A 24,455-nucleotide genomic window follows, 5' to 3' on the forward strand; every position below is an offset into this window, starting at 1 on the left:
GTCTAGCCTTGCAAAGCAAAATTCTTTGAGCAGACCACTACGGATTTCGCAGGCCAGGGGCCTTGGTTTCCAGGAGCTCCTCAGCAGCGGTGCGATGCAGCCGGGCCGCGGTGGGGTCACCGAGCCGGTCGAGCGTGTCGGCCAGCCTGAGCTGGAGCGCGGCCTGCAACCGCACGTCCCCGGCATGCCGCGCACAGGCCACCGCCTCCTCGCAGGTACGCAGCGCTTCCCGAGGCCGGCCGGCGTACTCCTGGACACGCGCCACCTCGCTCAACGCCCGCGCGTGACCGGGCATGTCGCCGAGCCGGCGGTATCCGGCCGCCGCCGCCCGCCAGCCACGCAGAGCGTCCCCGTAACGGCCCGCATAGATGTGCACGGCACCGAGACGGCCGTACAGCCGCGCCTCGTCGGCGAGCTCCCCCCTGGCCAGCCGCTGCGAGAGGGCACGTCCGTACCAGTCGGCGGCCCTCTCCCAGTCCTCCAGCTCCTGGTAGGCACCGGCGACGGATTCCATCGCACGGCCTATGGCATACGGATCGTTCGCCCGCCGTCCGGCGTCCAGCGCCGACCGGTAGCGCAGCAGTGCGGCGTCGGTGCGGCCCATCTGCACGTCGAGGTCTGCGAGGTTCAGCAGCGCCGCGGCCTGCTCCCGGTGGAGCCCGCGGCGTTCGGCCATGTCCAGGACGAGCCCGTGCAGCTCGTACAGCTCGGGCGCGGCGGACTCCGGGCCGCGATGGGCGACGAGGGCGCGGACCAGGGCCGCGATCAGCCGCCGGGCCAGGGTGTCGAGCTCACCGTCGGCGACGGCGAGCCGCGCGGCGGCGGACAGTGCGTGACGCCGGGCAAGCAGCCAGGCCTCGGCCGCCCCGGGCCCGGAGAAGCGCAGGGTACGCGGCAGCCCGGCGAGCCTGCGGCGGGCATCCGAGCCCTCGGGCTCGGTGACGGCCCGGCACGCCTGCAGCTGCCGCACGGTCCGTTCCAGCATCCGGGCGCGGGCGAGCTGGATCTCGGCGGGCCGGTCGTGCTCGGTCATCGCCTCGTGCAGGAGCGCGGCGAGACAGCCGGGCACCTCGTACAGCTCGCCGCCCGATTCACCCGCTTCATCCGGTTCGCGCGGTTCATCCGGCATGCCGTCGCTCGTCCTCAGCAGTCCCAGCGCGGCGAAGTCCTCCAGTGCGAGCCCGGCGTCCGCGAACGAGCACCCGGCGAGCGCCGAGGCCGTGTTCGGGTCGACGAGCCCGGCCGGGGCCATGACGAGCAGCCGCAGCATGCGGGCGGCCGGCGCCGACAGCGAGTCATGGACCAGCTGGAAGGCCTTGGCCAGCGGCCGGACGCCGACAGGCTGCTCGGGATCGTCCGGCAGCCCGCGCAGCCTCTTGGCGGCGTCGGCGACCGAGGTGTTCGGACGGGCCGCGAGCCAGCCGCCGACCAGCACCATCGCCGCGGGCTGGCCCCCGCACAGCTCGACCAGGGACTCCGCCGCCTGCGGGTCGACGGTGATCCGTACCTCGCCGGTGAACCGGCCCAGCAGTTCGATCGCCGACTTCGGATCCATGCCCCCGACCGTGCAGGGCCGCACATCCGGGATTCCGGTGAGCGGACCCTGGGCGACGGCGATGACCAGACAGCCGGGGTCGTCGGGGATGAGCGGGTCGACCTGTTCGGCGTCGCGGGCGTCGTCCAGCAGCAGCAGACAGCGCCGCTCCGCCAGCGCGTCGCGGACCATCCCGGTGAGCTCGTCCTCGTCCGCACCGGGGGACGGGGTGACGCCCATGGCACCGAGGAGGTCGCGTGCAGTGCGTTCGGTGGGCACGGCGGCTCCGCCAGGCTGCACGAGCCGTGCCCGCAGCGCTCCACCGGGGTAGTCGCCCGCGAGTCCTTTCGCCAGCTCACCGGCGAGAGCACTCCGGCCGGAGCCGGGGCGCCCGGCGACGAGCAGCACCCTGGCGCGTGGTTCCTTGCGGCCCGAGAGGGTGTCCAGGCCGGCCCGTTCGATATCGGCCCGCAGGGACTTCAACTCACGCTGGCGTCCGATGAATTGCCCACCCGCGCATTGCCCAGCCACGCGGCTTGCGGTCCCCTTCGCGGCCGGCCCCGCCCCGGAGAGCCGTTCCGCCGGTGGCGCCGGAGTCCCGGACGAAGGGCCGTCCGGGGAAGAGCCGTCCGGCGAAGGGCCGTTCACATCCACGCCTGCTCCCTCATGGGCCACGCTCCAGTCCGCCGCTGAACGAGCCGAACCCACCGGAGGTTCCCCGCGCGGGCGCTCCGAGCGTAGATCAGCCGTCTGCCGGACTCATGGGAGCGCTGCGGCGCGTGCGCCCGGTTCCCTCGATCGGATCAGCCGATCGTCCCACCGGGCGCCTGGCGCCTACGACGCTTCGAACGGCCGGGCGGGCCATGGCGCCTCGGCCGGGCGCAGGGACTCCACCCCGTCGCCCGCCAGCGCGGCGGCGAGCGAGAGCACGCCCACAGCCAGGCAGTTGTTGTGCAGCTCCCCCGCGAGCACCCCGCGTACCAGGTCCTCGAGCGGCACCCGGGCCAGCTCCATGTCGGCCTCCTCCTCGGAGACCCGGAAGCGCTCGCCCTCGGCCTCGGAGAGGTCGCGGGCGAGGAAGACCCGTACCGCCTCGTCGCAGCCGCCCGGCGTGGTGTAGACATCGACCAGCACCCGCCAGTCGACGGCCTTGACGTGCGCCTCCTCGTACAGCTCGCGCTGGGCGGCCGTCAGCGGGTTCTCCCCGGGGACGTCGAGCAGCCCGGCCGGGATCTCCCACAGCTTCTGGCGCACGGGGTGCCGGTACTGGCGCAGCACCAGGACCCGGCCCGACTCGTCGAGGGCGAGTACGGCCACGGAGCCCGGGTGGACCTGGTAGTCGCGGCGCGCCACCGCACCATCGGGCATGACCACATCATCGGTCCGGACGCTTGTCTTGTTGCCCTTGAAGGGGACCGCGGTCGCCGTGACCCGCCACTCCTCAGGGGTGTCCTTGATGGTCATGGTCATGTACGTCCTCCCGAAAGCGCCGGAACCGGGGTACGGAGCCTGTTCCGGCCCGTACCCCGGTCCACGTTAGTTCTTCTGCCTCATGTGCCCGGCGTGGCCCTACTTGCCGGCAGCGACCTCGGCCGCCTCTTCCCGGCGCCGCACGGCGGCCTTCACCAGTCCGGCGAACAGCGGGTGAGGACGGGTCGGGCGGGACGTGAGCTCCGGGTGGGCCTGGGTCGCGACCAGGTAGGGGTGCACATCGCGCGGGTACTCGACGTATTCGACGAGCTTGTTGTCCGGGGAGGTTCCCGAGAAGACGATGCCGGTCTTCTTCTCCAGCTCCGCGCGGTAGGCGTTGTTCACCTCGTAGCGGTGGCGGTGGCGCTCCTCCACGTACGGCTGGTCGTCGTAGACCTCGCGCACGATCGAGCCCTCAGCGAGCTTCGCCGGGTAGAGCCCGAGACGCATGGTGCCGCCGAGGTCGCCGGCGCCCTCCACGTAGGCGAGCTGCTCCTCCATCGTGGAGATGACGGGGTGAACGGTGGCCGCGTCGAACTCGGTGGAGTTGGCCTCGGGGATACCCGCCAGGTTCCGCGCGGCCTCGATCACGATGCACTGGAGGCCCAGGCAGAGGCCGAGCAGCGGGATCCTGTTCTCGCGGGCGTACTGGATGGCGCCGACCTTTCCGCTGACCCCGCGGTCGCCGAAGCCACCGGGGATGCAGATCGCGTCCACGTCACCGAGCTGCTTGGCCGCTCCCGCCTGCGTCTTGCAGTCGTCCGAGGTGACCCACTTGATCGTGACCCGGGCGCGGTTGGCGAAACCTCCGGCCCGCAGCGCCTCGGTCACGGACAGATAGGCGTCGGGCAGGTCGATGTACTTGCCGACCAGGGCCACACTGATCTCGTGGTCCGGATTGTGGACACGGTCCAGCAGGTCGTCCCAGGTCGTCCAGTCGACATCGCGGAACGGCAGGTCCAGCTTGCGCACGACATAGGCGTCCAGGCCCTCGGTGTGCAGCACCTTGGGGATGTCGTAGATCGACTTGGCGTCGATCGCCGCGACCACGGCGGCCTCGTCGACGTCGCACATCAGCGAGATCTTGCGCTTGATCGCGGTCGGCACGTCCCGGTCCGCCCGCAGCACGATCGCGTCCGGCTGGATACCGATGTTCCGCAGCGCGGCGACCGAGTGCTGGGTCGGCTTGGTCTTCAGCTCGCCCGAGGGACCGATGTAGGGCAGCAGCGAGATGTGCACGACGAAGACGTTGTCCCGGCCGACCTCGTGTCGGACCTGGCGGACCGTCTCCAGGAACGGCAGCGACTCGATGTCGCCGACCGTGCCGCCGACCTCGGTGATCACGACGTCCACATCGTCCGTGGCCATCCGGCGGATGCGGTGCTTGATCTCGTTGGTGATGTGCGGGATGACCTGGACCGTGTCGCCCAGGTACTCGCCACGCCGCTCCTTGGCGATGACCTGCGAGTACACCTGCCCGGTGGTGACGTTCGCCGAGCCGTCGAGGTCGACGTCGAGGAACCGCTCGTAGTGGCCGATGTCCAGGTCGGTCTCGGCGCCGTCGTTTGTGACGAACACCTCTCCGTGCTGGAACGGGTTCATCGTGCCCGGGTCGACGTTCAGGTACGGGTCGAGCTTCTGCATCGTGACCCGCAGGCCACGGGCCTTGAGCAACGCGCCCAGACTGGAGGCCGTCAAGCCCTTGCCGAGGGAGGAGGCGACACCCCCGGTGACGAAGATGTGCTTGGTCGTCGTGTTCGAGGATCGAGCCGGCATGGCCAAGAGGGGGCTCCCGTGGTCGCGAGTTGTCGTGCGTACCGGCGATCCCGCTGTGAGATCCGGAGATTCCAGGGAGGCGCCGTCGCTGCGGTTCGGGGGCCGCCAATCGTGTGAGGAGCCCACCGGTCCACGGGCTACCAGGGTATCAGCGCCAGGGGGAGACTGCTTCCGGCCACACGGGGCATGATGGCCCTCACGGGTCTCTCCGGATTCACCCACCGCTCACCCGTTCGGTGGCACCGGATTGCCGGGAGCGTCGCGCGGATCACCGGGGTGCGTCGTATTCTGCTCGGACACTTGGTTCGGAATGTCGCTCCCGAGCAAGCCGGCGATTGGCACCACCCCGCCCCTTCTCCCGGAACAAGAGCTCGTCAATGACCGATTGACCGATTGACACCCTTGACCGCAGCAAGACCGCAGCAAGAGCACAGAGCCACGCAGGGCGGACGTGGCCGTTCGACTGGAGATCCATTGGCCGGGCGCATCGAGGACTACGCACTCATCGGGGACATGCAGACCGCTGCCCTGGTCTGCCGGGACGGCACGGTCGACTGGCTGTGCCTGCCCCGCTTCGACTCGCATGCCATCTTCGCCGGGCTCCTCGGCACCGAGGAGCATGGTTTCTGGCGTCTCGGGCCCGCGTATCCGGGCCACACCGAGCCCCCCGCGGCCGACCGGCGCAGATACCGGGGCGACTCGCTGATCCTGGAATCGGAGTGGGACACGCCGCGCGGCACGGTCCGTGTGACGGATTTCATGCCGCCGCGTGACGGCGCGCCCCAGCTGATCCGGATCGTCGAGGGTGTGAGCGGCCGGGTCCCGATGCGCTCGGCCCTGCGGATGCGGTTCAGCTACGGCCGGGTCGTGCCGTGGGTGCACAAGGTCGACAACCGTACGGTGGCGGTCGCGGGACCCGACTCGGTGTGGCTGGACACGCCCGCGGAGACTTACGGCAAGGACCTGACGACGTACTCCGACTTCACCGTCTCCCCCGGTGACCGGATCGCCTTCACCATCAGCTGGCAGCCCTCGCACCGCGAGCCCCCCGCGCTGCCCGACCCCGAGGGGTCGCTGGACGCCACCGAGGAGTTCTGGCGCGAGTGGGTCGAGCACTGCACGTACCACGGCCCCTACCGGGAATCGGTGGTCCGCTCGCTGATCACCCTGAAGGCCCTGACCTACGCCCCGACCGGCGGAATCGTCGCCGCGCCCACCACGTCCCTGCCGGAGGAGATCGGCGGGGTACGGAACTGGGACTACCGCTACACCTGGCTGCGCGACGCGGCGATCACCCTGTCCTCACTGCTGCGCACGGGCTACCGGGAAGAGGCCCGGGCCTGGCGTGAGTGGCTGCTGCGGGCGGTCGCCGGCGACCCGGAGAACCTCCAGATCATGTACGGCATCGCCGGCGAACGCGAGCTCGGTGAGGCCGAGCTGGACTGGCTGCCCGGCTACGAGGGCTCCGTTCCGGTCCGGGTCGGCAACGGCGCCGCGAACCAGCTCCAGCTGGATGTCTACGGCGAGGTCACCGAGGCCCTGCATCTGGCCCATATGACCGGCCTGTCCCGCAACGACTACGCCTCCGTGCTCCAGCTGAGGCTGATCCGGTACCTCGAGGACCACTGGGACCAGCCCGACGAGGGCATCTGGGAGGTCCGCGGGCCCCGGCGCCACTTCGTGCACTCCAAGGTGATGGCGTGGGTTGCCGTCGACCGCACGATCAAGCTGATCGAGTCGGGCGACGCGGACGGGCCCCTGGAGCGCTGGCATGAGCTGCGCGACGAGATCCACCGCGATGTCTGCGAGAAGGGCTACGACAAGGAGCGGAACACCTTCACGCAGTCGTACGGCTCGAAGGAGCTCGACGCCTCGCTGCTGCTGATCCCGCAGATGGGCTTTCTACCGCCGGACGACAAGCGCGTCATCGGCACGATCGAGGCGATCCAGCGGGAGCTGTCCACACCGGACGGTTTCGTGCTGCGCTACCCCACCGCGGGCGACGAGGCCGGGGTCGACGGGCTCGAGGGCGACGAGGGTGCCTTCCTCGCCTGCTCGTTCTGGCTGGCCGACGATCTGGCGATGATCGGCCGCGTGGACGAGGCGCGGCGGCTCTTCGAGAAGCTGCTGTCCCTGCGCAACGACCTCGGGTTGCTCGCCGAGGAGTGGGACCCGCGGCTCCAGCGCCAGGTGGGCAACTTCCCCCAGGCCTTCAGCCATGTCCCGCTGATCGACACGGCGCTGCGGCTCACGGCCTCCGGAGCGTACGGAGGCTGAGGGCCCCGCCGGGAGTCGGCCGGACGGGCCATGATGTGCGCGGCAGGACCGCTCGTACCTACGATGAAAAGGTCCTGCCCGCACCCCCCCCGAAGGGGGCACAGACATCATGGCAGCGCCCCAGCCCGTAGCGGATGCGGCCCTGGAAGGGCTGCGCGAGACCGTGTCCGGCGAGGTGATCGCCCCCGGCGATCCGGAGTACGGCGAGGCCCGCACCGTTTTCAACGCGATGGTCGACCGGAATCCCGGGGTGATCGTCCAGTGCGAGTCCGCCGCCGATGTGGCGGCGGCGATCCGCTTCGGCCGGGACCAGGGCCTGGAGATCGCGGTCCGCGGCGGCGGCCACAGCGTCGCCGGCCTCGCGACCACCGACGGCGGCCTGGTGATCGATCTACGCCGGATGCATGCCGTCACCGTGGACCCCGACGCCCGCACCGCCCGGGTCGGCGGCGGAGCCACCATGAGCCATCTGGACCGGGCCACCGGGGCGTTCGGCCTGGCCACAACCGGCGGCCGGATGTCCACCACCGGCGTAGGCGGTTTCACCCTCGGCGGCGGATCCGGCTGGCTCGAGCGGAAGTTCGGCCTGGCCTGCGACAACCTGGTCGCGGCGGACCTGGTGACCGCCGAAGGGACCGAGATCCGCGCCGACGCCGAGAAGAATCCCGAGCTGTTCTGGGCGCTGCACGGCGGTGGCGGCAACTTCGGTGTGGCCACCTCGCTCACGCTGAGGCTGCACCCGCTGCCCGCCATGTCCGTGGCGATGCTGTTCTTCCCCGCCGCGCGCGGGGCCGAGGTGCTCCCGGTCTACCGAGACGTACTGGCGAGCGCCCCCGACGAGCTGGGCGGCGGCTTCATCTACCTCACCGGCCCGCCCGAGGACTTCATGCCCGAGCACCTGGTCGACCAGGCCGTGGCCCTGGTGCTGCTGACCTACGCGGGCACCGAGCCCGAGCTGCGCAGGGCCGCCGGTCCGCTGCTGGGTCTCGGCCATGAGGCGGAGGTCATCATGGAGCTTCCGTACGCCGATCTCCAGTGCATGATCGACGATCCACCGGGTCTGCGTAACTACTGGTCGGCGGAGTACCTCGACGCCCTGCCGGCCGATGCTGTCGACGCCTTCTGTTCCAGTGCCTCGTCGATGATCGTGCCGTCGAACTCCCAGCACATCCTGTTCCCGATGGGCGGGGCGCTCGCACGCGACGATTCCGACTACCCCGTTCCGTGGCGGTCCGCCAAGTGGGCCGTGCACCCGTTCGCGATCTGGAGCGACGCGGCCGACGACGAGCGCGGTAGGCAGTGGGTGCGCGATGTCCGGTCCGGTGTCGAGCCCTGGTCGCTCGGCATGACGTACCTCAACTTCATCGGCCTGGAGGGGCCGGAGCGGGTGGTGGCCGGATTCGGCGCCGCGAACTACCGGCGGCTCGCCGTGGTCAAGAAGCAGTACGACCCCGACAACGTGTTCCGGCTGAACCACAACATCAAACCGGGCTGATCCCCGGCCCGGCACGGCAGTTGTCCTGCAAACTTTCGCCCAGGTAGCGTCCCGGCAATGGAAACACAGGGCGGTATCACCGTGCAGCGGGCGCTCGAGCTGCCCGCGCTCCGCAGCGGACTCCCGGAAGTCGTGGCCGGAGCCGACCGGCTGAACCGCACCGTCCGCTGGGTGCACGCCGGCGAGGTGCCGAACATCGCGTCGCTGCTCAAGGGCGGGGAGCTGCTGCTGACGACGGGCCTCGGCCTGGGCACCCGCCCCGCCGAACAGCGCGCCTTCGTACGGCGGCTCGCCGACCGCGGGGTCTCGGCGCTGGTGGTCGAGCTGGGATCGCGCTTCACCCGGCTGCCCACCGCGGTCGTGGACGCGGCGTCCTCCGCCGGGCTGCCTCTGATCCAGCTGCACCGCGAAGTAGCGTTCGTCTCGGTGACGGAGGAGGTCCACACCGAGATCGTCAATCTGCACTACGCGCTGCTCCAGCGGGCCGACGAGGTGCACCGGCGGTGCACGGAGGCCCTGCTCGGCGGGGGCGGAATCCCCCAAGTGCTCAGGATCCTCGCGGACTTCACGGCCAACCCGGTGTTCCTGGAAACCGCGGACGGACAGCTGCTGTACGCCGCGGAGAGCGGCTCAGGGCCGGCCGCCGCCGACCCGCTCCAGGTGTGGGAGGGGCTGCGCGGCCAGCGGGCCGCACGGGAGTCCGGGCCGCCTGCCGGGGCGGTGCTGGTGGATGTGCCCGGCGGTGGGCATGGCACCGGGGCGGTACGCGCCCGGCTCGTCGTACCGGCCGTCGCCACCCCGCTGCTGCCGGTGCACCGGATGGCGCTCGAACGGGCGGCAGGGGTGCTCGCGGTGGTCCTGATGCAGGCACGGCAGGAGGAGGAGCTGGCGGCGCGCGGCCGGGGCGACTTCCTCACCGATCTCGCCGAAGGCCGGATCTCGGCGGCCGACGCTCCGGAGCAGGCCCGGGTGCTGGGCTTCAAGTCCGCTGACGGGCCGCTGCTGCCCGTCGTCATGCGGCTGACCCCTGAACTTTCCCCGTCCGGCAACTGGTCGCTCCTGGCCCGCGCGGTGCTGGACGAGCTGTCCTCCGTCGGGGTCCCGGTGCTGCTCGGGGTGCGGCCCTTGGAGGGCCGCGTACCGCTGCTCATCGGTCTGCGCACGGAGTCGGAGCGCACGGCGGTCGCGGACCGGGTGGCCGCGGCGCTGCGCGCCGGTCTGAGACGAGCCGGCCTGGAGCGGACCGAGCGGGCCGGAGCCCATCCCCCCGTGGTCGTCGTGGGCGTCGCCGGCGGCTGGGGCGCCGCCTCGGCGGGGCTGCGCCACGCGGCCGAGACGGCGACCGCGGCACTGGGCCTGTCCGACCGGCCCTGGTACGACGCGCGCCGCCTCGACATCGACCTGCTGCTGTGGCGCCTGCGGGACCACCCGGACCTGGCGGCGTTCGTGGACCGGGCGATCGGCCCGCTGACGCAGCACGACCGCGCCTCGCGGCCGCCGCTGCTGCCGACCCTGGAGACCTATCTGGCACACGCGGGCCGCAAGGCGGAGACGGCACGCGAGCTGCACCTCAACCGTCAGACGCTGTACAACCGGCTGGCCCGGATCGAGGAGTTGCTGGGCACGGACCTGGACGACCCCCAGACGGTGCTGGCTCTGTCCCTGGCCCTGCGGGCGCGCCGCCACCTGCCGTGACCGCCGTCCGCGTGGCGGGCGTCAGGCCGGCGCGGTACCACGCGGTGGAGCGAACTCGTCGTAGACGCTGAGGATCTGGGCGATCGTCTCGTCCTCCGTCGGCCAGGTGGCCGCCTGTGCGCGGCCCGCCGCCGAGAGCCGGTGGCGGGCGGACGGGTCGGCGAGCAGTCCGGTGACGGTGGTGGACAGCGCGGCGGGGTCGGCGTAGGGCACCAGTGCCGCCGCGTCGCCGACCAGTTCGGGCACTCCGCCGACGCGGGTGGCCACCAGCGGTACCCCGAGCCTGAGTGCCTCCTGGGCCAGGAGGGAGCGCGACTCCCAGCGACTGGGCAGCACCGCGATGTCGGCCGCCGCGAGGAGGTCGGTGATGTCCTCGCGGCGGCCGATGAGCCGGACCGGGAGCCCTTCCGCCTCGATCCGCCGTTGCAGAGCGGCACGTTCCCGACCCTCGCCCGCGATCGCGACCAGCGGCACGGGGTCGAGCCCGCACCAGTCCCGGGCCGCGTCGAGGAGGGTCGCGTACCCGCGGTCGGGCTCGAGTCTGCCCACCGCCATGACCAACGGCCGGTCGACGGCTCCCAGCTCCGCCCGGGCCTTGTGCTCGGCCCTCTCGTACGCCGCCGCGTGCCCGACCGGTCCAGGCGCCGTGACCGGGGAGAGCCGGGCATCGCGCGCACCCCGCTCGCGCGCCCGGTCGACCAGCTCCGATGACGTGGCGAGAACCACCGCGGCCGACCGCACCGCTCTGCGCTCCATCAGCCGCACCATCCGGCCCTTGGCCCCGTCGGCGAGCGAGCGAGTGTGCCAGGTGACGACGAGCGGCACCCGGCGTTGCCGGCCGATGGCGAGCCCGGCGCGTACGGCGGCGTTCAGTCCGTGCGCGTGCACCACGTCCGCCCCTGCGCATACGGCCCTGAGGGCGCCGACCGCGGCCGGATCGCTGCGCAGCGGCATCGGCACGAAGTGCGCGCCCGTGCCGAGGAAGTCGTAGTCGTGCTCCAGGGATGCGGGGGCGCAGACGGTCACCCGCACACCCCGAGCCACCAGCCCACCGGCCAGTGATCTGACATGAGCGCTACTGCCCGCGCTGCCGCCGCCCAGTACCTGGACCGTACGGAGCTGTGTCACGCGCCAAGGATGCCAGTCCGTACGCACGTTCCGGCACCGCCGGGACGGCATTCCCCTGTCCCACGTGGCAACTCCCCCACCGGGTTCACTCACATGGGTGAGCGTGCGAGGTCGGTGATCCGGTCGCCGTACGCCGCCGCGGCGACCAGCCCAGCCGCGTGGAGAGCCAGCCCGGCCCGGCCGCTGCCTGCGGCGATCGCGGCGCCGACGGCCGCGCCGAGCGCGTGCGCCCCGGCGTCGCCCAGCATCGTGCTCTCACCGAGGTCGTCGCCCGCCACGGCCGACACCGCACCCACCGGGGCGGCCGCGAGCGGACCCCGGAGCAGCCCCGGCGCGCCGAGACCGAGCACGGTGAGCGCGGCGCGCCCGGGTCGTACGTCGACGAGGTTCACCAGGTGCGCCGTGCCCGCGATCACCACACCCGCGAGCACCTTGTCGACGGGCCGGTCCTTCATCAGCGCCCCGGCGAGTAGACCGGCGGCCCCGACCCCGAAGAGCTTCAGGGCGCCACTGGTGACCTCGCCCTGCCCCAGAGCCGTGAGATGGGCCCTGAAGCCCCGCCGTTCGTCGCCCGCGACGTCGTCGTACGCCCCGCACGCCCCGGCCACCAGTGCGGCGGCGGCAGCCGCCGGCGTGCCCGCCACCAGCGCGCCGGCTGCGACGCCCACGGTCACGGCGGGCCCGGCGCACAGATCGACTGTGCGGCCGGCGTAGTTGGTGCGCTCCCAGCGCGCCTCCCCGCGGGTGCGGGCCCGGAGCGCGCGGTACACAAGGCGGGTGCCGCCCGCGGCGACGGCGAGGGCGGTGACTCTGTTCAGCGTTGCCATGATCGCCAGCCTAGGCTCGGCGCCCAGGCTGCCGGTGCGATGCCCGTGAAATCACCAACAGCCGGGCAGGGGAAGGCGGGACGGTTCAGCCGTTCCCGGGGGCGGGCCTCTCAGCCGCAGCCGGGGCAGGACTCGGAACGCTCACGACCGGCCCGCGGCGGACGCCCGGTCCCCCGTCAGCGCCGCCGGCTGCCTGCCCGGGAGAGCCGCGCCGGCATCCGGCATGGAGCCCCGACCGGGCCGCGGCCCGACCGCTCCCTCAACCGGCCCCGGAGGCCCGGGGGTGACCACCCGGGACCCGCACCTCACACCTCCGCGCGCGCCGTCGCCAGCAGCTCCTCCGCATGCGCCCGGGCCGTCTCCGAGTCCTCCTGGCCCGCCAGCATCCGCGACAGTTCCCGTACCCGGTCCTCGCCCTCCAGCACCGTGACGCCGGACCGGGTCACGGTACCGTCGCTGGTCTTCTCGACCAGGAGCTGGCGGTCGGCGAAGGCCGCCACCTGCGGCAGATGTGTGACCACGACGACCTGCGCGGTCCTGGCGAGCTTCGCCAGCCGTCGACCGATCTCGACCGCCGCCTTGCCGCCGACGCCCGCGTCGACCTCGTCGAAGAGATACGTCGGCACGGGGTCGGTGCCCGCGAAGACGACCTCGACCGCCAACATCACCCGGGACAGCTCACCGCCCGACGCGCCTTTGGCGATCGGCCGCGGCTGGGCGCCGGGGTGCGGGGCGAGCAGCAGCTCGACCTCGTCCGTGCCCGACGATGTGCAGGCGACGAGCCGGCCGCCGACCTCGATTCCATCCGGGTCGTCGGACTGGCGGATGTCGATCGTCACCCGCGCGTGCGGCATCGCCAGGTGCGCCAGCTCCGCGGTGACCGCGTCGGCGAACCGCGCCGCCGCCTCCGAACGCGCCTCGGTCAGTGCCTGGGCGAGACCGGACAGTTCGGCGCGCAGCGCGTCGCGCTCGGCCGCGAGCTCCCCGATCCGGTCGTCGTCGCCGTCCAGGTCGGTGAGCCGCTGCGTGCTCTCCTCCGCCCAGGTCAGCACCGCGTCGATGTCCGCGCCGTACTTGCGGGTCAGTCCGGCCAACGCGGCCCGCCGCTCCTCGACCGCGGCCAGTCGCAGCGGATCGGCGTCCAGGTTGTCGGCGTAGCCGGCGAGCTCGCCCGCCACATCGGCGAGCAGGATCGAGATCTCGCCCATGCGGTCGGCGAGTGCGGCCAGCGCCGGGTCATGGGACCGTACGGCGTCCAGGGCCCGTCCGGCCCCCGCGACCAGCGTGGTGGCGTCGACGGCCTCGGGGTCCTCGGGGTGGCCGGCGAGCGCCGCGTGCGCCACCGAGGCGGCGGAGGCGAGTGCCTCGGCGTGGCCAAGCCGTTCGGCCTCGGCGGCCAGCTCCACGTCCTCGCCCTGGCGCGGCTCGACGCCCGCGATCTCGTTCAGCCCGAAGCGCAGCAGGTCCGCTTCCTGGGCCCGCTCACGGGCACGCGTGGTGAGCTCGTCCAGCTCGGCCGACACGGCCTTGAGGCGCCGGTAGGCGGTGAGGTACCCGGCGTGCGGTCCGGACACGGCGTCACCGGCGTACCGGTCCAGGGCCTGGCGCTGGCGTGCAGCCTTGAGCAGCCCCTGCTGGTCGGTCTGCCCGTGTACGGCGACGAGTTCGTCGGCCAGTTCCGTGAGCATGCCGACCGGCACCGAGCGTCCGCCGAGATGGGCCCGCGAGCGGCCCTCGGCGGAGATCGTCCTGCTGATGAGCAGCGCGCCCTCGTCGAGCTCGGCTCCGGCCTCCTCGGCCCGCACGGCAGCGGGCGCGCCTGTGGGCAGGGCGACCCGCCCCTCCACGACCGCCGAATTGGCCCCGATCCGCACCAGGGTGGGGTCGGCGCGCCCGCCGAGCAGCAGCCCCAGGCTGGTGACGACCATGGTCTTGCCCGCACCGGTCTCTCCGGTCACCGCCGTGAATCCGGGCGACAGCTCGACAACAGCGTCGTCGATGACCCCGAGCGACCGTATCCGCATCTCCTCCAACACGGTGACGACCTTACGAGGTCCGACCCGGGCTGTGCGACGGCCCCCGCCCTACAGAGGCGGAGCCGCAGCTCGCGGGCCGTCGCTCCCACCTGCCCATCACCCTACGGAGTGGTTCTCGAACACCGGGCGAACACCGATCAGCGCGGCACGCCCCGCCACCCCGAGACCGGCAGCGCGAACTTCGCCACCAGCCGGTCCGTGAAGGACGCGTGGTGCAGCCGTGCCAGCCGCACCGGCACCTCGCCCCTGCGCACCTCCACCCGCGCGGCGTGCGGCAGCTGCACGGCCCTGCGGCCGTCGCACCAGAGCACACCATGCGGGGTGTTCGGCTGGACCTCCACGGCCAGGATGGAGGTGGGTGAGGTGACCAGCGGTTTCGCGAACAGGGCGTGTGCGCTGATCGGCACCATCAGCAACGCCTCGACCTCGGGCCACACCACAGGCCCGCCCGCCGAGAAGGCGTACGCGGTCGAACCGGTCGGGGTGGCGCAGACGATGCCGTCGCAGCCGAACGCGGTGACCGGCCGGCCGTCGATCTCCAGCACGACCTCCAGCATGCGTTCCGCCGACACCTTCTGGACGGCGGCCTCGTTGAGCGCCCAGTCCCGGTGCACCACGTCGCCGTTGCTGCGTACGACGACGTCGAGGGTCATCCGCTCCTCGACCTCGTAGGCGCGGCTCACGACGCGGTCGACGACCTTGTCGAGGTCGTCCCGCTCGGCCTCGGCGAGGAAGCCGACCCGTCCCAGGTTGACCCCGAGCATCGGCACCCCGGAGGCACGGGCGAATTCGGCGCCGCGCAGCAGCGTCCCGTCACCGCCCAGCACGATCAGCAGCTCACAGCCGTCGAGGACCTCGGGCGTGGCCTCGGGGACGGTCTCCACGGCGTCCGGCAGCGGAAGGTCCCTCGCCTCGAAGGCGAGCACCCGCACGCCGAGGCCCGCCCGCAGCAGGCCCTGGACGACGAGTTCGGCGCTGCGGATGGCCGCGGGCCGCCCGGTGTGGGCCAGCAGGAAAACAGTGCGGGTGACGTGCGGTTCTCCGCTCGCACCCGTGCCCGCACTCGTCGTGGTCGTATTCGTATCGGTCAACGCGGCCCCTCCGCCACTGCACGATCGACATCCCCCGGGTCGAGGTCCGGTGCCCCGGCCCTGAGCCACAGAAAGTACTCGACGTTCCCGGAGGGGCCGGGCAGCGGACTCGCGGTCACACCGAGCACGCCCAGACCGAGCTCTCCGGCCTGCCGCGCCACGGTGCGCACCGCGTCGGCGCGCAGCTCGGGGCTGCGCACCACTCCGCCGCTGCCGAGCCGCTCCTTGCCGACTTCGAACTGCGGCTTGACCATGAGGACGAGATCGGCGTCGGGCGCCGTGCACCGCACGAGTGCGGGAAGCACAAGGCCGAGCGGGATGAAGGACAGGTCACCCACGACCAGGTCCACCGGCGCCCCGTCGATCGTCTCCAGGGTCAACTCACGTACGTTCGTACGGTCCCTGACGGTCACGCGTTCATCGGTCCGGAGAGACCAGGCGAGCTGGCCGTAACCGACGTCCACTGCGACCACGTGCGCCGCCCCGGCGCGCAGCAGCACATCGGTGAAGCCGCCGGTGGAGGCGCCCGCGTCCAGCGCGCGCCGGCCCCCGACCTTCAGCCCTAGCGGGACGAACGCCTCGAACGCGCCGGCGAGCTTGTGGCCACCGCGCGAGACGTATTCGGGGTCGGCGTCGTCCTGTGCGACGACGATGGCTGCGCTGGTCTCGACCTGGGTTGCCGGCTTCGTGGCGGTGTTTCCGCCGACGGTCACCCGTCCTGCCGCGATCAGCTGGCTCGCGTGCTCGCGCGAGCGTGCGAGCTTCCGGCGTACCAGCTCGGCGTCGAGACGGCGGCGTGCCAGTCCTGCCACGTTCGGTTCAGCTCCTGTGATTGTGCTGGTGATGCGGGTTGTGCGATACGGCGGGACGTGGTCCCGGGGGGTGCGCGTCGAGCGCGGTTAGCGTGTCGCGCAGACCTCGGTGTACATCCTCGTACACCTCGAGGTGTCCGTCCGCGGGGAGCAGGTCGGCATCGGCGAGCCGTCCCAGGTGCGCGTCGACCTCGGTGTTGCCGGTGGGGATCCGCTCGACGCCCAGGGGCGCGGGTGCTGCGGGATCGTACGGCTCCAGTGCCGGTACGCCGTGCGCAGCAGGCACGGCAGGTCCGCCCTCCTCCGCCGGTACCGCCTCGCCGGGGGCTTCCATCGAGTCGCTCATGCCCAGACGCTACCCCGAAGCCCTGGGGTACCGTCGATCACGATGGCGACCACGGAGGAGTGCCGCAGCGCACTCGACAGACTTTCGGACAACCTGGCGGCGGTGGACGGGGAGCTGCGCGGGGCCGGCGCCCTCGACCGCTCCCTGAGCTGCCACATCACGGACCTGGGCATCACCTTCACCGGCAGACTCAGAGCGGGCCGTATCGAGGTCCTGGACACCCTGGACGGTCCGCCCGCGAAGAAGGCGGACGTGCGGCTCGCGATGACCGGTGACGACCTGGTGGCGATGGTCGAGGGGAAGCTGAACTTCGCGAAGGCCTGGGCCTCGGGCCGGGTCAGGCTCGAGGCGGGTTTCCGCGATCTGCTGCGCCTGCGGGCACTGCTGTAGCTGCCCGGCGCCGGGCCAGTGGCACCACCAGCGGCGTGCCCGTCTCGGGGTCCTCGATGACCTGCGAACGCACCCCGAACACCTGCTCGACGAGCTCCGCGGTGACGACGTCCCCGGGGGCGCCCTCCGCGGCGATCCTCCCCTCGCGCATGGCGATGAGGTGGGTCGCGTAGCGGGCGGCCTGGTTGAGGTCGTGCAGCACCGCCACGAGCGTACGGCCCTGGGTCTCGTGCAGCTCGGCGCACAGATCGAGGATCTCCAGCTGGTGCTGGATGTCGAGGAACGTGGTGGGTTCGTCCAGCAGCAGCAGCGGAGTCTGCTGGGCGAGGGCCATGGCGATCCAGACCCGCTGCCGCTGGCCGCCGGAGAGCTCGTCCACGTAACGGTCGACCAGTTCGGCGATCCCGGTCGCGGCCATCGACTCCCGGACGATCCGCTCGTCCTCGCGGGACCACTGGCGCAGCAGGCCCTGGTGCGGGTAACGGCCACGGGCGACCAGGTCGCCGACCGTGATGCCGTCGGGCGCGACGGAGGACTGCGGCAGCAGGCCGAGGGTCCTGGCGACGTGCTTCGCGGGCATCGAGTGAACGGTCTGGCCGTCCAGCAGCACCCGGCCCTGGCTGGGCTTGAGCATCCGCGACAGCGCCCGCAGCAGGGTGGACTTGCCGCAGGCATTCGGTCCGACGATCACCGTGAACGAGTGGTCGGGTATCTCGACCGAGAGATCCTCGGCGATCACCCGCTGGTCGTAGGCGAGGGTGACCGACTCGGCGGTGAGGCGCTGCATGAACGTGCTCCTGCTCCTGGGGTTCTTCTCGGGCTTGTCGGCGCTCTGGGCACTCTCGGCGCTCTCGGACCCTTCGGTCCGGGTGGCCGTCATATGCGCCCTGCCTTGCGCTCGGTGACGAGCAGCCAGAGCAGGTAGACACCGCCGAGCACACCGGTGACGACCCCGACCGGAAGCTCCCGGTCCCCGAACGCCGAGGTGGCGACCCAGTCGGCGCTCAGCAGCAGCGCCGAACCCATCATGGCGCTCGCGCCGATGTTCGGTCCCGGGGAGCGCGTCAGCTTGCGGGCGAGCTGCGGGGCGCTGAGAGCGACGAAGACGACCGGCCCGGCCGCAGCGGTGCCCACGGCCGTGAGCAGCACGGCGGCACCCATGAGCACGCCCCGGGTCCGCTCGACGCTCACCCCGAGCGCGTACGCCGCGTCGTCACCCATCTCCAGCATCCGCAGCGGTCTTCCGTAGGCCATGCAGAGCGGGATGAGTACCGCGCACACCGCGAGCAGCGGCCAGAACTGGCTCCAGTCCCGCCCGTCGAGCGAGCCGGTCATCCAGACCACGGCGCGCGTGGCGTCGACGAGGTTCGCCTTCGTGACGAGGTAGTGGATGGCACCGGTGAGCATCGCGGCCACCCCGATACCGACCAGCACCAGCCGGTAGCCGTGCACTCCGCGTTTCCACGCGAGCAGATAGACAGCGACCCCCGTCACCAGGGCCCCCGCGATCGCACCGCCCGCGGTCGCCACCGCCCCGCCATGGAACATGACGATCACGATGAGCGCGCCGACCGTGGCCCCCTGGCCGAAGCCGAGGACGTCCGGACTGCCCAGCGGATTGCGGGCGATGGACTGGAAGACCGCCCCGCCCACCGCGAGTGCCGCGCCGACCAGCAGTGCCACCAGCACCCGAGGCAGCCGTAGCTCCTGGACGATGAACTCCTGCGCCGGCGTGCCGTCGCCGAGCAGGGTCGCCACCACCTCCTCCGGCGTCATCGGGAAGTCGCCGCTGCCGACGAGCACGACGGCGACCATGAGCGCGACGGCCAGCAGGAGCAGACCCACCAGGGACGCCCGGGGATCGACACGGACCGAGAACCCACCGGGCGTGCGTATCGCCTTCACTGCCTTCACAGCTGAGCCATCCTCTTGCGCCGTACGAGATAGATGAAGACGGGCCCTCCGATGAAGGCGGTGACCACGCCGACCTGGAGCTCGGACGGCCGGGCCACGAGCCGGCCGACCACATCGGAGCCCAGCAGCAGCACGGGCGAGAGCACGGCGGCGTACGGCATGATCCAGCGCATGTCCGGACCCGTGAGGGCCCGGACGAGATGCGGGATCATCAGGCCGATGAAGACGATGGGCCCGCAGGCCGCGGTCGCCGCGCCGCAGAGCAACGTCACCGCGAGCATCGCGAGCACCCGCGTACGGGTCAGCCGCGCGCCCAGGGCCCTGGCGGTGTCGTCACCCATCTCCAGCGCGTTCAGCGGCCGGGCGATCAGCAGGGAGACCAGGATGCCGGCGCCGACGAACGGAGCGATCCTGCCGATGGTTTCGGGGTCGCCCGAGGCCAGCGAGCCGACGGTCCAGAAGCGCAGCCGGTCCAGAGCCACCGAGTCCAGCAGCTGTACGGCATTGACGTAGCCGTAGAGCGCGGCGGTGGCGGCCGTACCGGCGAGCGCGAGCCGCACCGGCGTGGCACCGCGGCTGCCGCCGAGTACGTACACGACGACCGAGACGACACCCGCACCGATGAACGCGAACCAGATATAGGCGCTGACGGACCTGACACCGAGGAAGCTGATGGCGGACACCACGGCGGCAGCCGCGCCCGCGTTGACGCCGAGAAGCCCCGGTTCGGCGAGCGGATTGCGGGTGAGCGCCTGCATCACCGCGCCCGCGAGACCGAGCGCCGCCCCGACCAGCAGGCCGAGCACGGTCCTCGGCACCCGGACGTCATGCACGATCACGTCGTTCCCCGTGCCGGTGTTCTCGAAGAGGCCGTGCCACACGTCGCTCACCGGAATCGGCTTGGCGCCGATGGCGATGCTCGCGACACAGACGAGCAGCAGGACACCGACGGCGACCAGCAGCCCGACGGCGCGCAGCGCATGGCGTTTGCGCGGTTCTGGCGCGGGCTCGGCGGACCCCGGGCCCGCGCTCTCTTGGGGAGGACTGTCGACCAACACGCGAGTTAGGCTAGCCTACCCTCCCAAACGGCCCGATCCGGGGGAACCCGCCGGCCACCGCACCCACGGGTCATCGACCGGAATCACCAGCCCCGGTCACCAGTCCAGCCGGGACAGCGCCTTCCCCGCGTCCAGTCCGCTCCCCGCTCCCCCGGCCTCTGACCACGCCGCCGCGCACAACGCCCGCAGCCCGTCGAGCGCTTCGCCCTCCCCCTCCAGCACCAGCGCGCCGCCGCGCACCGACGCCGCCCAGCCCCGGCAGCCGAACCCGGCCCCGTCCCCGGACCCGCCTCCGTCACGGCTCTCGGTCACCTCAGGCTGCCCGGTCAGCAACCCCCGCAGATCCGCGTCCACATAGGTGGGCCTGTGCTCCGGACGAGCCGCCAGCAGCTGCGCCGGGTCCGTCACCCCGGTCAGCACGAGCAGCGAGTCCACGCCCCCGTTGAACGCCCCCTCGATATCGGTGTCGAGCCTGTCCCCCACCACCAGTGGGCGCGCGGCCCCCGTACGCAGAACGGTCTCCCGGTGCATCGGCGGCAGCGGCTTCCCCGCCACCTGCGGCTCGGCTCCGGTGGCGATCCGCACCACCTCCACCGCAGCCCCGTTCCCCGGTGCGATCCCCCGAGCACTCGGGATGGTCAGATCCGTGTTGGACGCGAACCACGGCACACCACGGGAGACGGCGTAGGACGCCTCCGCGAACCGCCCCCAGGCCAGCTCCGGGCCGCCGTACCCCTGGACCACGGCGGCCGGATCGTCGTCCGCCGACTCCACCGGCACGAGCCCGCGCTCGCGCAGCGCGACCCGCAGCCCCTCACCACCCACGACCAGGACCCGTGCGCCCGCAGGCACCTGTTCGGCGATGAGGCGCGCCACGGCCTGCGCCGAGGTGATCACATCGGCGGGCTCGGCAGGCACTCCGAGCTCAGTGAGGTGCCGCGCCACCGCGTCAGGTGTGCGCAGCGCGTTGTTCGTGACGTACGCCAGGTGCATACCGCCCGCACGCGCGGCCCCGAGGGCATCGACCGCGTACGGAATCGCCTCCCCGCCCGCGTACACGACCCCGTCGAGATCAAGCAGTGCGGTGTCATACGCGATGCTCAGCGCCCGCACGCTGCCGCTCGGCCTGGTCCTGCCCGGCTCGCCCATTCTGCTGCGCTCCTCGCTCGTCGTGGCGCTGTCCCCCGATCATCGCGCATCACCGAGGACACATACGATGCATGGATGAACACGAGAGGTGTCCCAGGCGACAACGGTCTGTGCCTGAACCCGTTCCGCGGACTTCGCTACGTCCCCGAGCGGGTGGGCAGCATCGCTGCCGTGACCTCGCCTCCGTACGACGTGGTCGTGCGCCCCGACGGGCTGCTCCACCTGGAGTCCGCAGATCCGCACAACATCGTCCGGCTGATCCTCCCGCAGGCCGAGACCCCTGCGGAGCGCCACAAGCAGGCCGCGGACACACTGGAACGCTGGCTGGCCGAGGGGGTGCTCGCGCCGGATCCGGAACCAGCCCTGTATGTCTACGAGCAGCGCAAGGGCGAGATCCTCCAGCGTGGGCTCATCGGCGCCCTGGCCCTGTCCGAGCCGGACGAGGGCGTCGTGCTCCCGCACGAGGACGTGATGCCGCACGTGGTGGCGGACCGCGCCGCCCTGATGCGGACGACCGCGGCCAATCTGGAACCGCTCCTCCTGACCTACCGCGGCGACGGGTCCGACTCGGGAGCGGGCGCCGTCATCGACCGGATCGCCCTTGAACGCCCCCTGCTGGCGACCACCACGGAGGACGGCTTCAGCCACCGTCTGTGGTCGGTCACCGCCCCCGACGACCTCGCCAGGATCTCCCACGACCTGACCCGCCACCAGGCTCTCATCGCCGACGGCCACCACCGCTGGGCGACGTATCTGCTGCTGCGTGACGAGCAGCGCGTGCCGGGTGCCTGGAACTACGGCCTGGTCCTGCTGATCGACACGGCCCGCTATCCGCTGCGAGTCCGTGCGATCCACCGGCTGCTGAACCGCCTCCCGGTCGCGGACGCCCTCGCCGCCGTCGAGGGCCACATGCGGGTACGGGACATCGACGGCCCCCTCGACAACGCCCTCGACGCGCTGGCGGACGCGGCGGCGCAGGGCAATGCCTTCCTGCTGGCCGGCGCCGGCGGCTTCCACCTCCTGGACCGCCCGGACCCCGCCCTGCTGGCGCGTACGGTGCCGTCTGGCCGCCCCGAGGCATGGCGGTCGCTCGACGCGACGGTGCTGCACTCCACACTGCTGGAGCACGTCTGGCGGATCCCGGACTCACCCGAGGAAGTCACCTACATCCACGCCACCGAGGCCGCGGTCGAGCAGGCCGAACGACGCGGCGGCACGGCGGTGCTGATGCATCCCGTGCGGGAGGACGTGGTGCGGGACCTCGCACGCCAGGGTGTCACGATGCCGCGCAAGTCGACGTCGTTCGGGCCGAAGCCCGCGACGGGTCTGGTGCTGAGGAGCCTCAGCCTGGACTGAGCGGTGCGACCACGGACAAAGGTCCGGTCCCCATGGGGACCGGACCTTCGCTTTGCCGAGGACGGGATCAGTCCTCGTCGGTGCCTTCGGAGTCTTCGGCCTCAGCCTCTGACTCGCCCTCAGCCTCGTCGTCGGCCTCGGCGACCTCTACGGAGTCGGACTGCTCGCCCTCGCGGGCCTCGTCCTCGTCCTCGTCCTCGTCCTCGATGAGCGCGTCGACGAACTCCACCCCGTCCAGCGCGGCCAGCCGGTCCGAGGCGTCCGTGGCCCCGTCCTTGTCAGCCTCGACGGCCTTGGCGAACCACTCGCGGGCCTCGTCCTCACGCCCAGCGGCGAGGAGCGCGTCCGCGTACGCGTAACGCAGTCGCGCACTCCACGGGTGGACCGCGTTCGAAGCCAGCTCAGGGCTCTGAAGCGTGACGATGGCTGCGTCGATCTGCTCCATGTCGCGCCGCGCCCCTGCGGCGACGAGCCGCATCTCGACCTGCCCCGCCTTGTCCAGCTTCTGCACCTCGGCCTCACCGGCCATCGCCAGGGCCTTCTCGGGCCGGCCCAGGCCGCGCTCGCAGTCGGCCATCACAGGCCAGAGCTCGACGCCACCGGTCATCCGCCGAGCAGCGCGGAACTCCGCGAGCGCCTCCGAGTACTTCTGCATGGCGTAAGCGGCGAATCCCGCCGCCTCACGAACGGCAGCGACACGAGAGGCGAGCCGCAGCGCCACACGCGAATACCCGTAAGCCTGCTCCGGGTCCTCGTCGATCAGCCGAGCCACCATCACCAGGTTCTTGGCAACGTCCTCGGCGAGCGTCTTCGGCAGGCTCTGGAGCTCCTGTGCCACGTCCTTGTCGATCTCGTCACCGGTGACGTCCTCCGGAATCGGCAGCCGCTTGATCGGCTCGCGGTCCCGGTCACGCCCACGGTCCCTGTCCCTGTCATCACGGCGGCCGTATCCCCCGCGGTCGTCACGGCCACGGTAGCCACCGCGGTCGCGATCCCGGTCATCACGGCGGAACCCACCACGGTCATCGTCACGACGCGGGGCACGATCGTCACGACGGAACCCACCACGGTCATCATCACGACGGGGACCACGGTCATCACGACGGAACCCACCACGGTCATCATCACGACGCGGGGCACGATCGTCACGACGGAACCCACCACGGTCATCATCACGACGGGGACCACGGTCATCGCGACGGACCCCACCACGGTCGTCATCACGACGCGGGGCACGATCGTCACGACGGAACCCACCACGGTCATCATCACGACGGGGACCACGGTCATCGCGACGGAACCCACCACGGTCATCATCACGACGCGGGCCACGGTCATCGCGACGGAACCCACCACGGTCATCATCACGACGCGGGGCACGATCGTCACGACGGAACCCACCACGGTCATCGCGACGGAACCCACCACGGTCATCATCACGACGGGGACCACGGTCATCGCGACGGACCCCACCACGGTCATCATCACGACGCGGGCCACGATCGTCACGACGCGGGGCACGGTCATCGCGACGGAACCCACCACGGTCATCATCACGACGCGGGCCACGGTCAGCGGGCCGGTCGTCGCGCCGAGCGTATCCACGGTCATCGCGCGGGAATCGACTGCCACGGCCATCATCACGACGGTCGTCGCGGGCTCCATAGCCACCTCGGTTGTCGTCCCGACGGCCAGCACCCCGGTCGTCGCGGCGGTCGTCGCGGCGGTCGTCACGACGACCGTTTCCACCACGGCTGTCGTCGCGACGATCATTGCCGCCTCGGTAACCGCCCCGGTCACCGCCACCATCCCGGCGACGCGGCTCGCGCTCCGGACGATCGTCGGAGGAGTTGGTGGACATGGGTAAGGCTCCTGTCTTCGGGTACCGCAGTCATTCTCACGCAACCGGACACCCAGCGCGCTTCGAAAAATTTCAGGCAAAACAAAAGGACCCGTGGTCCCAGCTGAACGCTGGGACCACGGGTCCTGAAAGATTGTTCGGCGGCGTCCTACTCTCCCACAGGGTCCCCCCTGCAGTACCATCGGCGCTGAAAGGCTTAGCTTCCGGGTTCGAAATGTAACCGGGCGTTTCCCTAACGCT

The 24,455-nt window shown here is 71.7% G+C and carries 19 protein-coding genes and 1 rRNA gene; 5 read left to right on the top strand and 15 right to left on the bottom strand.

All coding sequences use genetic code 11. The features are described 5' to 3' along the window. Nucleotides 1–37 precede the first annotated feature (37 nt). From ABZ532_RS29125 to ABZ532_RS29135, 3 genes are all read right to left on the bottom strand, one after another. A complete protein-coding gene (locus ABZ532_RS29125) occupies nt 38–2,065 on the bottom strand; it encodes a tetratricopeptide repeat protein (RefSeq protein ID WP_361290203.1) in 2,028 nt (675 codons plus the stop codon). A gap of 303 nt (nt 2,066–2,368) precedes the next feature. Further along, complete coding sequence (locus ABZ532_RS29130; protein WP_361290260.1) at nt 2,369–2,998, bottom strand: NUDIX hydrolase; 630 nt, start codon at nt 2,996–2,998, stop codon at nt 2,369–2,371. Nucleotides 2,999–3,103: 105 nt separating this feature from the next. Continuing rightward, nucleotides 3,104–4,780 (bottom strand): CTP synthase, encoded by a 1,677-nt coding sequence (locus ABZ532_RS29135; RefSeq protein ID WP_361290206.1) that lies wholly within the window; start codon nt 4,778–4,780, stop codon nt 3,104–3,106. Between the two features lie 474 nt (nt 4,781–5,254). On the opposite strand from ABZ532_RS29135, the gene ABZ532_RS29140 reads away from it, so the two are divergent. From ABZ532_RS29140 to ABZ532_RS29150, 3 genes are all read left to right on the top strand, one after another. Beyond that, nucleotides 5,255–7,057 (top strand): glycoside hydrolase family 15 protein, encoded by a 1,803-nt coding sequence (locus ABZ532_RS29140; RefSeq protein ID WP_361290209.1) that lies wholly within the window; start codon nt 5,255–5,257, stop codon nt 7,055–7,057. A gap of 109 nt (nt 7,058–7,166) precedes the next feature. Beyond that, the gene (locus ABZ532_RS29145; protein ID WP_361290212.1) at nt 7,167–8,552 is read left to right on the top strand and encodes an FAD-binding oxidoreductase; all 1,386 of its coding nucleotides are present in this window, start codon (nt 7,167–7,169) and stop codon (nt 8,550–8,552) included. A 57-nt stretch (nt 8,553–8,609) separates the two neighbouring features. Next, nucleotides 8,610–10,247 carry a PucR family transcriptional regulator gene (locus tag ABZ532_RS29150; RefSeq protein WP_361290215.1) on the top strand — a complete coding sequence of 546 codons (1,638 nt, stop codon included), beginning with the start codon at nt 8,610–8,612 and terminating at the stop codon, nt 10,245–10,247. Between the two features lie 21 nt (nt 10,248–10,268). Here ABZ532_RS29150 and ABZ532_RS29155 read toward each other — a convergent pair whose 3' ends face one another. The 6 genes from ABZ532_RS29155 to ABZ532_RS29180 all read right to left on the bottom strand — a co-directional run bounded on the left by ABZ532_RS29155 (nt 10,269) and on the right by ABZ532_RS29180 (nt 16,487). Beyond that, nucleotides 10,269–11,375, bottom strand: a complete 1,107-nt coding sequence (locus ABZ532_RS29155) for a glycosyltransferase family 4 protein (RefSeq protein ID WP_361290218.1) — start codon at nt 11,373–11,375, stop codon at nt 10,269–10,271. An 89-nt stretch (nt 11,376–11,464) separates the two neighbouring features. Continuing rightward, complete coding sequence (locus tag ABZ532_RS29160; RefSeq protein WP_361290221.1) at nt 11,465–12,202, bottom strand: hypothetical protein; 738 nt, start codon at nt 12,200–12,202, stop codon at nt 11,465–11,467. A 305-nt stretch (nt 12,203–12,507) separates the two neighbouring features. After that, nucleotides 12,508–14,226: a DNA repair protein RecN gene (recN, locus tag ABZ532_RS29165; protein WP_361290263.1), complete on the bottom strand. Its 1,719-nt coding sequence runs from the start codon at nt 14,224–14,226 to the stop codon at nt 12,508–12,510. A 149-nt stretch (nt 14,227–14,375) separates the two neighbouring features. Further along, the gene (locus tag ABZ532_RS29170; RefSeq protein WP_361290223.1) at nt 14,376–15,329 is read right to left on the bottom strand and encodes an NAD kinase; all 954 of its coding nucleotides are present in this window, start codon (nt 15,327–15,329) and stop codon (nt 14,376–14,378) included. Beyond that, the gene (locus ABZ532_RS29175; protein WP_361290226.1) at nt 15,326–16,141 is read right to left on the bottom strand and encodes a TlyA family RNA methyltransferase; all 816 of its coding nucleotides are present in this window, start codon (nt 16,139–16,141) and stop codon (nt 15,326–15,328) included. The genes ABZ532_RS29170 and ABZ532_RS29175 overlap by 4 nt, the downstream gene beginning before the upstream one ends. 7 nt (nt 16,142–16,148) lie before the next feature. Beyond that, entirely contained in the window at nt 16,149–16,487 is a 339-nt protein-coding gene (locus ABZ532_RS29180) for a hypothetical protein (RefSeq protein ID WP_361290229.1), read from the bottom strand. 42 nt (nt 16,488–16,529) lie between these two features. Between ABZ532_RS29180 and ABZ532_RS29185 the strand changes: the two genes are divergently transcribed. After that, the gene (locus tag ABZ532_RS29185; RefSeq protein WP_361290232.1) at nt 16,530–16,877 is read left to right on the top strand and encodes an SCP2 sterol-binding domain-containing protein; all 348 of its coding nucleotides are present in this window, start codon (nt 16,530–16,532) and stop codon (nt 16,875–16,877) included. Here the strand turns inward: ABZ532_RS29185 and ABZ532_RS29190 are convergent. The 4 genes from ABZ532_RS29190 to ABZ532_RS29205 all read right to left on the bottom strand — a co-directional run bounded on the left by ABZ532_RS29190 (nt 16,825) and on the right by ABZ532_RS29205 (nt 20,998). Continuing rightward, complete coding sequence (locus ABZ532_RS29190) at nt 16,825–17,664, bottom strand: ABC transporter ATP-binding protein (protein WP_361290266.1); 840 nt, start codon at nt 17,662–17,664, stop codon at nt 16,825–16,827. The two genes, ABZ532_RS29185 and ABZ532_RS29190, sit on opposite strands and share 53 nt — an antisense overlap. Before the next feature lie 89 nt (nt 17,665–17,753). Next, on the bottom strand, nt 17,754–18,791 hold the full coding sequence (locus ABZ532_RS29195; protein ID WP_361290235.1) for an iron chelate uptake ABC transporter family permease subunit: 1,038 nt from the start codon (nt 18,789–18,791) through the stop codon (nt 17,754–17,756). Then, nucleotides 18,788–19,849, bottom strand: coding sequence for an iron chelate uptake ABC transporter family permease subunit (locus tag ABZ532_RS29200; protein WP_361290238.1), 1,062 nt, complete (start codon nt 19,847–19,849; stop codon nt 18,788–18,790). The genes ABZ532_RS29195 and ABZ532_RS29200 overlap by 4 nt, the downstream gene beginning before the upstream one ends. Nucleotides 19,850–19,945: 96 nt before the next feature. Further along, nucleotides 19,946–20,998 carry an HAD-IIA family hydrolase gene (locus ABZ532_RS29205; RefSeq protein ID WP_361290241.1) on the bottom strand — a complete coding sequence of 351 codons (1,053 nt, stop codon included), beginning with the start codon at nt 20,996–20,998 and terminating at the stop codon, nt 19,946–19,948. Between the two features lie 75 nt (nt 20,999–21,073). On the opposite strand from ABZ532_RS29205, the gene ABZ532_RS29210 reads away from it, so the two are divergent. Then, complete coding sequence (locus ABZ532_RS29210) at nt 21,074–22,354, top strand: DUF1015 domain-containing protein (protein ID WP_361290244.1); 1,281 nt, start codon at nt 21,074–21,076, stop codon at nt 22,352–22,354. Nucleotides 22,355–22,421: 67 nt separating this feature from the next. Here ABZ532_RS29210 and ABZ532_RS29215 read toward each other — a convergent pair whose 3' ends face one another. After that, complete coding sequence (locus ABZ532_RS29215; protein WP_361290247.1) at nt 22,422–23,192, bottom strand: tetratricopeptide repeat protein; 771 nt, start codon at nt 23,190–23,192, stop codon at nt 22,422–22,424. A 1,158-nt stretch (nt 23,193–24,350) separates the two neighbouring features. Then, a 5S ribosomal RNA gene (gene rrf / locus ABZ532_RS29220) occupies nt 24,351–24,455 on the bottom strand; the annotation flags it as partial.

It is taken from the genome of Streptomyces sp. NPDC019396, from assembly GCF_040632375.1.
Classification (GTDB): Bacteria; Actinomycetota; Actinomycetes; order Streptomycetales; family Streptomycetaceae; genus Streptomyces.